The sequence below is a fragment of the Micromonospora sp. NBRC 110038 genome, assembly GCF_020884815.1.
Lineage (GTDB): Bacteria > Actinomycetota > Actinomycetes > Mycobacteriales > Micromonosporaceae > Micromonospora > Micromonospora haikouensis.
In genome coordinates this window covers 631,044-644,399 of sequence record NZ_BBOL01000003.1, presented here as the reverse complement: position 1 = coordinate 644,399, position 13,356 = coordinate 631,044, and the positions used below count along the sequence as shown (strand labels likewise).

At 75.2% G+C, this 13,356-nt stretch carries 9 protein-coding genes; 6 read left to right on the top strand and 3 right to left on the bottom strand.

Going from position 1 to position 13,356, the window contains the following annotated elements; translation table 11 throughout:
• Nucleotides 1–139: 139 nt before the first annotated feature.
• Nucleotides 140–1,063: an alpha/beta fold hydrolase gene (locus tag LPU61_RS14575; protein ID WP_229405170.1), complete on the bottom strand. Its 924-nt coding sequence runs from the start codon at nt 1,061–1,063 to the stop codon at nt 140–142.
• Nucleotides 1,064–1,322: 259 nt separating this feature from the next.
• Nucleotides 1,323–1,652: a hypothetical protein gene (locus LPU61_RS14570; protein WP_043966935.1), complete on the bottom strand. Its 330-nt coding sequence runs from the start codon at nt 1,650–1,652 to the stop codon at nt 1,323–1,325.
• Between the two features lie 326 nt (nt 1,653–1,978).
• On the opposite strand from LPU61_RS14570, the gene LPU61_RS14565 reads away from it, so the two are divergent.
• From LPU61_RS14565 to LPU61_RS14550, 4 genes are all read left to right on the top strand, one after another.
• A complete protein-coding gene (locus LPU61_RS14565; RefSeq protein WP_043966937.1) occupies nt 1,979–2,470 on the top strand; it encodes a DUF3145 domain-containing protein in 492 nt (163 codons plus the stop codon).
• Between the two features lie 105 nt (nt 2,471–2,575).
• Nucleotides 2,576–4,312 carry a glycoside hydrolase family 3 protein gene (locus LPU61_RS14560; RefSeq protein WP_229405169.1) on the top strand — a complete coding sequence of 579 codons (1,737 nt, stop codon included), beginning with the start codon at nt 2,576–2,578 and terminating at the stop codon, nt 4,310–4,312.
• A 104-nt stretch (nt 4,313–4,416) separates the two neighbouring features.
• Nucleotides 4,417–5,421 carry a glycosyltransferase family 2 protein gene (locus LPU61_RS14555; protein ID WP_255700109.1) on the top strand — a complete coding sequence of 335 codons (1,005 nt, stop codon included), beginning with the start codon at nt 4,417–4,419 and terminating at the stop codon, nt 5,419–5,421.
• Complete coding sequence (locus tag LPU61_RS14550; protein WP_229405168.1) at nt 5,418–7,745, top strand: hypothetical protein; 2,328 nt, start codon at nt 5,418–5,420, stop codon at nt 7,743–7,745. Before LPU61_RS14555 ends, LPU61_RS14550 begins: the two co-directional genes overlap by 4 nt.
• Before the next feature lie 83 nt (nt 7,746–7,828).
• Here LPU61_RS14550 and LPU61_RS31600 read toward each other — a convergent pair whose 3' ends face one another.
• Nucleotides 7,829–10,546, bottom strand: coding sequence for a sugar-binding protein (locus LPU61_RS31600; RefSeq protein ID WP_305071932.1), 2,718 nt, complete (start codon nt 10,544–10,546; stop codon nt 7,829–7,831).
• 503 nt (nt 10,547–11,049) lie between these two features.
• Here LPU61_RS31600 and LPU61_RS14535 point away from each other — a divergent pair.
• On the top strand, nt 11,050–12,213 hold the full coding sequence (locus tag LPU61_RS14535) for an ROK family protein (RefSeq protein ID WP_043966947.1): 1,164 nt from the start codon (nt 11,050–11,052) through the stop codon (nt 12,211–12,213).
• Nucleotides 12,214–12,245: 32 nt separating this feature from the next.
• Nucleotides 12,246–13,292, top strand: coding sequence for an extracellular solute-binding protein (locus LPU61_RS14530; RefSeq protein ID WP_043966949.1), 1,047 nt, complete (start codon nt 12,246–12,248; stop codon nt 13,290–13,292).
• Nucleotides 13,293–13,356: the final 64 nt, after the last annotated feature.

Below are 13,356 nucleotides of genomic sequence, written 5' to 3'. Positions count from 1 at the left end.
CCGGGTGAGGGTACGGCCAGCAGCCGACGGCTTCGCGGGGCCATGCCGCCGCCGCGATCCACCCCACGTCCCGGGCGACCGGCGCGGGTCCCCCGGTCAGCGCCGCCGCGGCCCCGGTCAGGCCCCGTCGGGGCCCCGGTCAGCGCGGCGCGGACGCCTCCGGCGCGCCCGCCAGCACCCGGCCCAGCACCCCGGCCAGGGCGGCGTTCACCTGCTCGGGCCGCTCCATCATCAGCATGTGCCCGGCGCCCGGGCAGACCGTCAGCTCCGTCGCCGGCAGGGCCGCCGCGATCGACTCGGCGCACGGCGGCGGGGTGAGCCGGTCCCGGTCGCCGACCAGCGCCGCCGCCGGCAGGTGGGCCAGCGCCGCGAGGGTGTCCAGCCGGTGCTGGGCCCCGATCGACGCCCGGAACCCGCCGATCGAGCGCAGCGTGGCCCGGGCCACCGCCGAGGTGACCAGCCGGATGTCCGTCGGGTCGCAGCGGTCGCCGAAGAGCATCCAGCGGATGCTGGGCCGCAGGGCGCGCAGCAGCGCCCGGGGCGGACGCCACGCGCCGCAGCGGGCCAGCACCCCCGCGCCGGTGGTCTCGGCCAGCCGGATCAGCCGGGCGATGCGGGGGGAGAGGCCGTACACGGTGTGGGTGTGCCCCTCGGCAGTGGTCGAGACGAACACCAGCCCCGCCGTGCGGGCGGCGAAGTGGGCGGGGTGCCGGTGCGCGTACTCCATGATCGTCATGCCGCCCATCGAGTGCCCGACCAGCACCACCGGCCCGGCCGGCGCGACGGCGTCGAGCACGGCGGCCAGGTCGTCGCCGAGCTGGGCCAGGGTGGCGGTACGCAGCGCCATGCAGCCGGACCGGCCGTGCCCCCGGGCGTCGTACGTGACCACCCGGACCCGGTCGCCGAAGCGCTCGCGCAGCTCGGCGAGCTGCCGGTGCCAGCTGCGCCCGTCCAGCGTCCAGCCGTGCAGCAGGACGGCGGTGACGTCGGCGTCGGCCGGCCCGGACGTCTCGACGTGCAGGCGCACGTCGTCCGTGAGCCGCACCTCCACGTGTTCCGGCATCGCCGCCTCCCCTCGGGCCGCCACGGAAACTTCACCGCCGGGTGACCCGGCGGTAACACCGGCTACCCGCCATGACACCACGCCAACCCTGTGCAAGGAAGGGCCCCTTCTTGACGCCTGGGGTGAAGAAGGGTCCCCTGCTCACCTTCGACGGCCCGGAGCGGGGGCGGGGCGCAGACGGCGAACCGCCCGCCGGGTGGCCCGGCGGGCGGTTCGAGGTGGCGCAGGTGAAGCGGTCGAGCAGGTGTCGCGGGCGGGCTCAGCCGCCGAAGACACCGGCCTCGGCGAGGCGCTTCTCGGTGGCGTCCCAGCCGTGGTCGGGGTGGGCGGCCGCGAGGCTGTTCAGCTCGGCCCGGATCTTGGCAGCGTGGCCGGCGGCGGCCAGCGTCCGGATCTCCTCGACGAAGGCGTCGGAGTCGGTGCGCAGGTGCGCGGTCTTGCCGTTGGTCAGGTTCCGCACGTAGGCGTGCTTGCCGCCGTTGAGCGGGATCAGGTACTTGAACTCGCCCAGCACGCTGAGGGCCCCACCCTGGCCAGCCTGGCCGGCCCGGACTGACGCGCGCGCGGTCTTAGAGGTGTTGCTCGCCACGGAGGTACTCCTTGGAGACGTACGGGAGGACGGGGAACGTCCGGGGGCTGTGACGGGTGACGCCCGGGAAGAGCCTCGGCCCGCCGAAGATGTGCGCGGCACAAGCCGCCGAGAGAACTGTACACGACCACGATGCCTGGCTGGTCACCGCGACTGTCGTCAGGGCACAACCGAGGCCACCGGCCCGGCATTCCGTCCCCGTCCGGGGCGGCGAATTTTCCGATTCCCTGGCGCACCATCCGCCCCACCAGTCATCATGTGTTCCAACAGCCACTCGGGTGTCGAGGTCGTAGGGGAAGACGCACCTCGCTCTCCGGGAGGTCACCGTGCCAACGCGTGGCGTCGTATACGTCCACTCGACCCCGCTCGCCGTGTGCTCACACGTCGAGTGGGCGATCGCGCGCGTCCTTGCCGCGCCGGTCAACCTGCAGTGGACGGCCCAGCCCGTCGATCCCGGCGCCCGCCGGGCCGAGTGCGGGTGGACCGGTCGCCCGGGGACGGGCGCCGAGCTGGCTGCTGCCCTCCGGCAGTGGCCCATGATCCGTTTCGAGGTGACCGAGGAACCGAGCGCGGGCGTCGACGGCGAACGCTTCATGTACGTTCCGGGGCGGGGCCTGTTCCGGGCCACCGTCGGCGCGGCCGGCGACATCCAGCTCGGCGAGGACCGGCTGCGCGGCATCATGGCCGCCGCGCGGGCCCCCGAGGCCCTCGCGCACGCGCTCGACAAGGCGCTCGGCACCGCCTGGGACGCCGAGCTGGAGCCCTACCGCTACGCGGGCGACGGCGCCCCGGTGACGCTGCTCACCCGCGTCGGCTGAGCGCCGCCCCGGCCACCTCCCCACCCGGACGCGGCCGGCGACCCCCGGTCCCGGCGCGGCGGCTTGACCGGGCCGAGTTGCCCCGATAAGGGGTGAACTGGTGGGATGGACCGCGTGTCGAACTCCCCGCGACGTGCCGGCGTCGCGCTCGCCGCCCTGACCGCCGTGCTGCTCACCGGGTGCACGGGGGAGCCGGACCGGCCCCGCCCCGCCCCGTCGGCCAGCCCCGCCGCGGCCGACCCGACCCCGTCGGGCGCGCCGACCGCGACCGCCGACCCGGCCGCCCGCGCCGCCGCCCTGGTCGGCACCCTCGCCGACGAGGACCTGGTCGGCCAGGTCCTCATGCCCTACGCGTACGGCGACAACGCCACGAAGGTCTCCACCGGCTCCGCCGCCGGCAACCGGGCCCTCGCCGGGATGGACACCCCGGCCGAGATGGTGGCGAAGTACCGGCTGGGCGGGCTCATCCTGGTCGGCTTCAGCGCCGACGACCCGACCTCCGGCAACCAGGAGACCACCAACGTCGACAACCCGCAGCAGGTCCGCGAGCTGACCACCGGCCTGCGCGACGCGGCCGGGAAGCTGCCCGCCGGCGCGGCCCCGCTGCTGATCGGCACCGACCAGGAGTACGGGGTGGTCACCCGGATCACCGACGGGGTCACCCTGCTGCCCAGCCCGCTGGCCGCCGGAGCGGCCGGGGACCCGGCGCTGACCGAGGCCGCCTGGCGGGCCGCCGGCCAGGAGCTGGCCGCGATGGGGATCAACCTCGACTTCGCCCCCGTCGCCGACGTGCTGGTCACCCGCAGCACGGTGATCGGCTCCCGGTCGTTCGGCGCGGACCCGAAGCGCGCCTCGGCCCAGGTGGCCGGCGCGGTGCGCGGGTTGCAGGGCGCCGGGGTGGCGGCCAGCGTCAAGCACTTCCCGGGCCACGGCCTCAGCGCCGCCGACTCCCACGAGGAGCTGCCGGTGGTCGGCCAGAGCCGCAAGGTCCTCGACTCCACGGCGTTCCCGCCGTTCTCCGCCGGCATCGACGCCGGTGCCCTCGCCGTGATGTCCGCCCACCTCGACGTCACCGCCGTCGACCCGGGCACCCCGGCGACGTTCTCCCACAAGCTCCTCACCGGCGTGCTGCGCGGCCAGCTCGGCTTCAAGGGCGTGGTGATCACCGACGGCATGAACATGGCCCCCGCCAAGCGCTGGTCGCCGGGGGAGGCGGCGGTGCGGGCGCTCAAGGCCGGCAACGACCTGATCCTGATGCCGCCCAACGTCACCCAGGCGTACGACGGGCTGCTCGCCGCCCTGCGCGACGGCTCGCTGCCCCGGGCCCGGCTGGTCGAGGCGGTGACCCGGGTGCTGACCATGAAGTTCACCCTGGCCGGCACGCCCGCCCCGGCGATGTCCACGCTGAACGACCCGGAGCATCGCAGGGCCGCCGAGGCGCTCGCCGCCGGCGCGGTCACCGTGCTGCGCGGCTCCTGCACGAAGGGGGTCGCCGCCCCCGTCACGGTCACCTCCTCCGGCGGCCGGGAGAAGACCCGCGACCTGCTGACGCAGGCGCTCACCGCCGCCGGGGTGAAGGTGGTGCCGAGCGGCGGCACCCGGGTGCACCTCGTCGGGTACGGCGACGGAAGCGGCGACCTCGCCGCCGACGCGGCGGTGACCGTCGCGATGGACACCCCGTACGTGCTGGCGAAGGCGAAGTCGCCGACGCTGCTGGCGACGTACTCCTCCAGCGCCGCGTCGATGACCGCGCTGGCGAACGTGCTCGCGGGCCGGGCCCGCCCGACCGGCCGCTCCCCGGTGCCGGTGTCGGGGCTGCCCGCGACGACCTGCGGAAACTGACCCGGGCCGGCGGTCGCAGGTCGGCGCGCGCGGGCCTTGCGGGCCGGGCCCGGCTGGTAGCGTGCGGCTGTCCGAGCGCCGCAGACGAGACGGAGGCGAGCCCTGTGACGCCACCGGAGCCGGCGCTGTCGGTCGTGGTGCCGATGTTCAACGAGGAGAGCGTGCTGCCGCTGTTCGCCCCGCGGCTGCGGGCCGTCCTCGACGCCCTCGGCGAGCCGTACGAGGTGCTGGTGGTCGACGACGGCAGCACCGACGGCACCCCCGCCGGCCTGGCCGGGCTGCGCGCCCGCTGGCCGCAGCTGCGGGTGCTGCGGCTGCGCCGCAACAGCGGCCACCAGGCGGCCCTGGTCGCCGGGGTGCTGCGGGCCCGGGGCCGGTGGGTGGTCAGCCTCGACGCCGACCTCCAGGACCCGCCCGAGACCGTCGCCGAGATGCTGCGCCGGGCCCGCGCCGACGGCCTCGACATCGTGTACGGGGTGCGCGCCGACCGCAGCCGCGACACCCGCTTCAAGCGGTGGACGGCCGCCGGCTACTACCGGCTGATGCGTCGCCTGGTCGGCAAGCAGGTGCCCGCGCAGGCCGGCGACTTCCGACTGCTCAGCCGGGCGGCCGTGGAGGCCCTGCGCGAGCTGCCCGAGCGCAGCCCCGTGCTGCGGCTGGTGGTGCCCTGGCTCGGCTTCCCCAGCGGGGAGGTCACCTACCAGCGCGAGGAACGGGCCGCCGGCCGCACCAAGTACCCGCTGTCCCGGATGGCCGGGCTGGCCGCCGAGAGCGTCACCAGCTTCTCCGCCGCGCCGCTGCGCGTGGCCACCTGGCTGGGTCTGGTCGGGGTGGCCGTGTGCGGGGTGCTGGTGGTGGTCGCCGTCGCCGCCTGGCTGGCCGGCTCCACGGTCACCGGCTGGCCCTCGCTGTACGTGGCGGTCCTCTTCCTCGGCGCGGTGCAGCTGCTCTGCCTCGGCCTGCTCGGCGAGTACGTGGCCCGGATCTACACGGCCGTGCAGGGCCGCCCGGCGTACTTCGTGGCGAGCGACACCGCCGGGCCGGGCGCGGCCGACGCCGACGGGCCGGCGGCCGACGGCCCCGCCGAGCTGGCCGACAGCCTCCGGTGACCGCGCTCGCCACCGGCGGCGGCGACCCGGCCGGCCCCCGCCGCGACGCGACCGTCGACCGCGCGGCCGGCGGCGCGGCCGGCAGCGGGCCCGCCCGGCGTCCCGCCGCCCTGCGGTACGCCCCGGCCGTCGCCGGCTACGCCGTCGTCGTCGCCGCGCTGCTGGCCACCGGCACCCCCGCGCCCGACGTGGCCCGCTGGACCGGGTACGCGCTGCTGGCCGTGCTGCTGCCCGGCACGCTGGTGTTCCGCGCGCTGCGCCGCCGCCCGCACACCCTCGTCGAGGACGTGGCGTTCGGCGCGGCCGTCGGCCTGGTGTTGGAGCTGGCCGGGTGGGCGGCGTTCACCGCCGCCGGCCTGCCCCACCTGCTGTGGCTGTGGCCCCTGGCGGTGCTCGTGCCGTTCGCCGTCGTGCCCCGGCTGCGCCGGCACTGGCGGACCACCGGGCACGCCCCGGTGCCGACGGGCTGGGCCTGGGCCCTCGCGGGGGTCGTCGCCGGCTTCACCCTCTATCTCTACGAGTCGTTCCTGCGGGTCAACCCGGTGCTGCCCACCGACGAGGGGCAGGCGCAATACATCGACCTCGCGTTCCAGCTCTCCCTGGCCGGGGCGGCCACCCACCAGGTGCCGCTGGACGTGCCGCAGGTCGCCGGGGAGCCCCTGCACTACCACTGGTTCGGCTTCGCCCACTTCGCGGCGGCCAGCCTGGTCAGCGGCGTGGACCTGCCGACGGTGTTCTTCCGGCTGGGCGTGCCGACGCTCTGCGCGCTGGCGGCCGTGCTGGCGGCGGTGGTCGGCTGGCGGGTCACCGGCCGGCCGTACGCGGGGGTGGCCGCCGCCGCGCTGATGTTCACCGTCGGCGAGTTCGGCTACGAGAACGGGATCCGCCAGCTCTTCGGCACCCAGGCCACGTTCATCGTGTGGGGCAGCCCGTCGATGACGTACAGCTGGGTGTTGCTCCTGCCACTGGTGGCGGCGCTGGGCGAGCTGGTCGGGCGGGCCCGGGGCTCGACGGTGCCGGCGCTGGGGCGCGGCGCGTGGGTGCTCTCGGCGCTGTTCCTGGCCGCCTCGACCGGGGCGAAGGCCAGCTCGGTGCCGGTGGTGCTGGCCGCGCTGGCGTTCACCGCGGCGGTGTCGCTGGTGTTCCGGCGGACCCTGCCCCGGGCCGTGCTGGCGGCGGCCGGGCTGGCGCTGGCCGCGCAGCTGTTCGCCACCGCCGTGCTGTTCGCGTTCGAGAGCCACGGGGTGACCGTCGACCCGTTCTCGGGGCTGCGACCGTACGTCGGGACGGGCCGGCCGGCGGGGACGACCGCGTTGCTGTGGGTGGCGGTGTTCGTCGCGTTCCTGCTCAACCTCCAGCTCCGGCTGGCCGGGGTGGTGGCGCTGCTGCGGCTGCGCCGGTGGCGGCTGGAGCCGGTGCAGGTGTTCCTGCTCGGCGGGGCGCTCGCCGGCCCGGCGATCTACCTGCTGGTGGGGCATCCGGGCAGCAGCAACCAGTACTTCACCCGGGCCGGCTTCGCGTTCGGGGTGATCCTGTCGGCGTGGGGCTGGGCCGAGCTGGTCGACTCCGCCGCGCTGGGCGCGCGGGGCCGGGCGCTGCTCGGCGCGGGCGCGGCCGGGCTCGCCGTGCTGCTCACCGCCGTCCAGCTGTGGCGTCCGGCGGCGTCGCCGTCGACCCCGGCGTACGCGCCGGTGCTGCCGCTGCTGACCTGGGCGGCGGCGCTGGCGGCGGTGGCGCTGCTGGTCGGGCTGTGCTGGCCGGCGCTGGTCGGGCGCTGGCCGGGCCTCGCCGGCCGGGGCGGGGCGGTGCTGCTCACGGCCGCCCTGGTCGCGGGCGCGCCGGGGCTGGTGCTGGACGCCGCCGCCGCGCACCGGTTCCCCAACGGCGGGGCGTACCCGGTGGAGCGGATGCCGGCGTCCCGGGTGGCGGCGGCCCGTTACGTGCAGGAGCACAGCGCACCCGGCGACGTGGTGGCCACCAACGCGCACTGCCGGGCGGTGGTCAACGGCTGGTGCGACGCCCGGTCGTTCTGGGTCAGCGCCTACACGGAGCGCTCGGTGCTGGTGGAGGGGTGGGCGTTCGCGCCCCGGATGGTGGGCCTGCCCGGCGGCCCGTACGCCCCGTTCTGGGACGCCGAACGGCTGCGCGCCAACGACGCCGCGTTCACCGCCCCCACCGCCGCAGGGCTGGCCGACCTGCGCGACACGTACGGCGTGCGCTGGCTGGTGGTGGACCGGCGGGTCGCGCCGGAGTCCCCGGCCCTGGCCACGCTCGCCGACCTGCGCTACACGAACGCCCGGATGGCCGTCTACCGCCTCCGCTGAGCGCGCCCCGGTGGGCCCCGGTGTCAGGAGGGGCCCCTTGTACAACAGAATGCGTTGACAAGGGGCCCCTCCTTTCGGGAGGGTCAGCGCAGCGGGAGGCTGCGGGCCACGGCCGCGCCGTGCGACTCGTACGCGGCCAGCAGGGCGGTCGGCCGGCCCGAGGTGACCGGCACGACGACCGTCACCGACCGGTTCGCCTTCAGCTCGACGGTCCGGTCACCGAGGGCGGCGGAGCCGTCCCAGGCGTACAGGTAGGCCGTGCCGGACCGGTCGGCGCGCAGGGTGACCTTCACCCCGCCGGGGACCCGGCGCTGGTCGGTCAGCCGCAGCGCCTTCTCGGGCAGCCGCGCCACGGCGGCCGGAGCCACCCCGTCGACCGCCGACTGGGCGATGGTCTGCGGGCTGTGCACGCTGCGCGCGGCGGTGTCCGGGAAGACCGGGGCGCTGGGCTGCCGCGCCGCCGGGGTGTAGCCGGGCAGGGTCGCCAGGCCGTAGCGGTACGGGTCGGCCCGCACGCCGGTGAACGTGGACCAGCCCAGCCGGGACTGCGAGCTGAGGTCCTGGGTGTCCGAGTCGTAGACGAGGACGTTGAAGCCCATCCGGTTCGGGTCCACCGCGTCGGGCAGCACCGCGAACGGGATGCTGGCCTCGATGGTGTAGCCGGCGTACGGGCTGGTCACCTTGCTGACCACGGTCATGCCCGGCGCGGTCGTCGCCCCCGGGCCCTGCCGGTTGTCGGCGTCGCGCTGCCAGCACGGCGGGTCACCGTTGGCCGGGTCGTCGGTGACGGGGAAGATGCCGGCCTTGAACACCGTGGAGGTGTCGGTCGAGTTCCCCTTCGGGTCGACGATGATCTCGACGCTGTCGGTGCGCCGCTGCCGCTTGCAGTCCTGCGGCACGACCTTGCGGCCGAGCACGTCGTCGGTGACCTGGACGAACACCTTCAGGGCGTCGGCGGTCCAGGCGATGCGGCCCTTCGCCGAGGCGTCCTGCGGCGTGGTGGCCTGACCCTCCCAGATGCGGGAGAAGTCCAGCTCCTCGCCGGGGTACTCGCCGGCCGACGCCACCCCGTCGACGGCGTGGTCGTGGCCGGCCTGCGGGACCTCGGTGGTCGGCACGATCTCCAGCGCGCCGGTCTCCACGGTGCTGCCGGCGGCGCTGGTGGTGGTGATGGTGATGCCGTAGTCGCCGTCGGTGCCGCCCGCGTTGGCGGTGGGCAGGGTGGCGTCGGTGTTGGTGACGGTGAAGGTGACCGCCCCGGTCGCGCCGGGGGCCAGGCCGGTGTAGCTCTTCGTGGCCGCGTCGGCGGTGAAGCCGGCGGGCAGGCCGAGGGTGACGGTGCCGCTGCGGGTGGCCTCGCCGTGGTTGCGCAGGTCGACGCGGACCGACCGGCTCTGGCCGGAGCCGATGGTGAGCACCGGCTTGATCAGCGTGTCGAGCTGCGGGTATCCGCCCTCGCCGGCCCACTCGCGGAACAGCCCCACCTCGGGCAGCGGCTCCAGGGTGCCGCGCACGTCGGCGACGACCCGCACGGCCCGGTCGGCGCGCCCGACGCCCTGCCGGGTGGTCAGGGTCGCGCCGACGAGCTGCTGCTGGTTGGTGTCGGCGCCGGCGGGGACGGCGACGGTGAACGTCGCGGTCCGCTCCTTGCCCGCCGGCACGCTGCCCCGCAGCGCGCCGGAGCCCTTGGCGGTCCAGCCCTGCGGCAGCCGCAGGTCGATCCGCGGCGCGGCCAGTGCCCGGTCCCGGGGCGCTCGCACGTGCGCGGTGACCTTGACGGTCTCGCCGGGGGCGAGGTCGAACCGGTCGGTGGTGAGGTACAGCTCGGTGCCCCGGGGCAGCCCGCCGGCCGCGTTCGGCAGCACGGAGCCGCGCAGGATCGCCTCGGGGGAGGCGTCCGCCGGGTCGTACGGGACGCGGCTGTCGACCAGGGTGTAGAAGTCGCAGCGCATCTTCGTCGGGTCGGTGGGGGCGGCGGCGGTGCCGGCCCAGCCCTGGGTGACGTACTCCCGGCGGGCGTCGACCTCGATCTCGGCCCAGGTCTTGCCGCTGGCGCTCGGCGTGCCCTCCCAGACCCCGAAGACCTGGTCGGTGGGGACGGTCGGCACGAAGCTGGACGCGCACTCGGGCCCGGCGGCCGACGTGCCGGTGCCGCCCGTACGCAGGAACTTCGCGGCCCGGAACGGCTTGAGGCCCTCCTTGCGGAGCTGCTCGGGGAACGCCTTCGGGTCGGCGGCGGCGTGGAACGCCTCGGCGGCGAACCGGGCGGCCTGCTGGTGGTTGCCGTGGTTGCCCGGGGTCGGCGAGGGGTTCATGGTCATGACGATCTCGGGCCGGGTCTGCCGGATCACCCGGACGATCTGGCCGAGCGTGTCGTCGTGTCCCCAGATCCGCTCGGACAGCGGCGCGGACGCCGTGTACCAGAAGTCGACCCGGTCGAGGTTGTAGAGGTTCTCCACGCCGGCCCGGCCGATCGCGGTGCGCTCCTCGCGTTCGCGGATGATGCCGAGCGGCGGGCCCTCTTCGAGGCCGACGGCGTTGCCGCCGCCCTCGCCGCGGGTGATGGTGACGACGCCGGCCTTGGCGCCGTACTTCTCCTTCCACTGCCCGAGGGTGGCGAGGCTGCCGGCCTCGTCGTCGGGGTGGGCGCTGACGAAGAGGACGTCGAGGTCGACGGTGTCGCCCGCCCGGCCGCCGTGGCGGTCGGCGGCTGCGTCGGCGGGGGAGGCGAGGGCGGCGGCGGGCACCCCGGACAGGGCCAGGGCTAGCGCCGTGGGTAGCAGGAACGCCTTGATGCGCATGCGGATCCTTCCGGAACTCTCCCGGGTCCGGGCAGCGGCCATCGCCGTCGGACGCGCGGCGTCGACGCGGGGTCGCTGATCGGGCGGCGGGACGGTGGGGCGGAGCCGGTGGCCGCGGCGGTGCCGGGCCACCGGCTGGGCAGCGGCGGGAAACGCCGCGGTACGGCGACGGCGGGGGTGCCGTCACCGGCGGTACGGCAGCGGCGCGGACTCCGTCACCGGGTACAGCGGCGGCGTGGGTGTCCGTACACACTGGAAGGCCTTCGCCCGGTGACGCTAGGGACCGGCGCGGCGGCCCGTCAATGCTTTGCAAGGTCTTTCTTTCTTTGCAAAAGAAATAAATTCAGGCCGGTCCACCTCTCCAGGGTGCCGGCCCGGTCGCGCGCCCCCGATCCGACATCGGGGCCGAAGCGGGGCGTTTTCCCTGTTCGTGAGGGTTCCTCGGGTGGGCCGAGACGCTTTCGTTACTTGACTCGATAGTTCGTTCGCCGTAGGAAGGAAGTGTGACTGACGTGGTGACGCCACCAACGAGCCCGGTGAGCCGGGAGCGGTCGAAGGAGATCAAGCGGTTGTCCGTGATCTCCACCGCCCGCCAGGTGCGGGTGCTCTCCCGCGCCGAGCTGACCGAGCTCACCGGCCTGAGCCCCGCCACGCTCACCCCACTCGTGCGCGAGCTGATCGCCGAGGGCTACCTCATCGAGCGGGGGCCCGGGGCGTCCCGCGCCGGCCGCCCCCGGGCGATGCTGGAGTTCAACCCGCGCGCCGAGCTGGTCGCCGCCGTCTCCCTGGAGCCGTCCCGACTCAGCTGCGAGATCGCCGACAGCGACGGCACGGTCGTCGCCCACCGCACCGTCCGCCTCGCCGGCGACATCATCGACACCATCTGCCGCTCGGTGCCCGAGCTGGCCGGCGACGGCCTGCCGGCGCTGCGCGGGGTCGCCATCGCCGCGCCCGGCGTCTCCTCCGGCGGGGCCGTCCGGCTCGCCCCCTCGGTCGGCCTCGTGGAGGGTCGGCCGATAGGGGAGGCGGTGCAGCGGCACCTCGGCGTGCCGGTGGTGGTGGACAACGACGTCAACCTCATGGCGGCCGGCGAGCACGCGGCCGGCGCCGGCAGCGACGTCGCCGACCTGCTGCTGCTGCACGTCGCCGACGGCATCGGTGCGGGGCTGGTGCTCGACGGCCAGGTCCGCCGGGGCGCGGGCGGGGCGGCCGGCGAGGTCGGCTTCCTGCCGCTGGACCCGGCCGACCGGGGCCACGACGGGGTCGGCCCGTTCGAGGCCCGCTGGTCGGAGAACGCCGTCGCCGAGCGGGTGGTGGCCCTGGCCCCCGGCCGGCGGCCCGACGCCCCGGTGGCCGCCCTGGTCGAGCTGGCGCGCGCCGACGAGCGCGCCGCCGCGTACCTCGACGAGGTGCTGACCGCGTGGTCCCGGCTGATCGTGTCCTGCGTCTGCGTCATCGACCCCGGTCGGGTGCTGCTCAGCGGCGCCGCCGCCCAGCTCGACGACCCGGCCGTCGACCGGCTCCAGGCCCTGGTCGCCGCCGCCGCGCCGAGCACCACCGAGGTACGCCGGGCCGTGCTCGGCGACCGGGCCGTGCTGCACGGCGCGGTCAGCTACGCCCTCTCCGCGGCGGCCACCGGGCTGCCCACCCTGCTTCCCACCCCCTAGCTCCGCCCAACCCGAACCCCTCGGAGGTCCCCATGAGACGTCGCCTTCTCCTCGCCGGTGCGCTGGCCACAGTCCTCGCCGCAGGCACCGCCTGCGGCGGCGGTGGCGACGACGCGTCCGGCGACGCGGGCGCCGAGAAGCTCACCATCTACACGGCCCGCGACAAGAAGGTCTCCACGTTCGTGGTGGACCAGTTCACCGCCAAGTACCCCGAGTACAAGGGCAAGGTGGAGATCCTCAACCTGGGCGCGCAGGAGATCCTGGAGCGGGTCCGGGCCGAGAAGGCCAACCCGCAGGCCGACGTCTGGTGGGGCGGCACCCAGCAGGGGCTCTCCGCGGGCGCGTCCGAGGACCTGCTGACCGGCTGGCAGCCGGCGTTCGCCGCCAAGATGGACGCGAAGTACAAGGACGCCGAGGGCCGCTGGTTCGGGGAGATCCTGCTGCCCGAGGTCATCATGTACAACAACAAGGCGCTCACCCCGGAGCAGGCCCCGAAGGACTGGGACGACCTGCTGAAGCCGGAGTGGAAGGACAAGATCGTCATCCGCGACGTCGCCGCGTCCGGCACCATGCGGTCGATCTACGCGGCGATGATCATGCGGCAGTCCCCGGACGGCAGCAACCCGCAGCCCGGCTACGACTGGCTGAAGAAGCTGGACGCCAACACCGGCTCGTACGCGGCCAACCCCGCCGACCTCTACCTCAAGCTCTCCCGCCAGCAGGGCGTGCTCAGCGCCTGGAACCTCCAGGACATCCTGCTCCAGGCCAACCAGTCGAACATGCCGTTCGGCTACGTGATGCCGGCCTCCGGCGCCCCGGTGCTCGTCGACGGCATCGCCGCGGTCAAGGGCGGCAACACCACCGGCGCGCAGAAGTTCATGGAGTTCCTCTTCGACGACGCGCTCCGCGCCGACCTGGCCAAGGACTACTACCAGATCCCGGCCGTGGAGATCGCCGAGAAGCCGCAGTGGCTGGCCGAGCTCAACCTCAAGCCGCTGGACGTCAACTGGGACGTGATCGGCAAGAACGAGACCGAGTGGATCAACCACTGGAACAGCCAGATCAAGAACAAGGGCTGACCACGGCGGCACCCGGGGCGGGCGCGGCGCGCCCGCCCCGGATTCCATCAGCCAAACAGGAGAG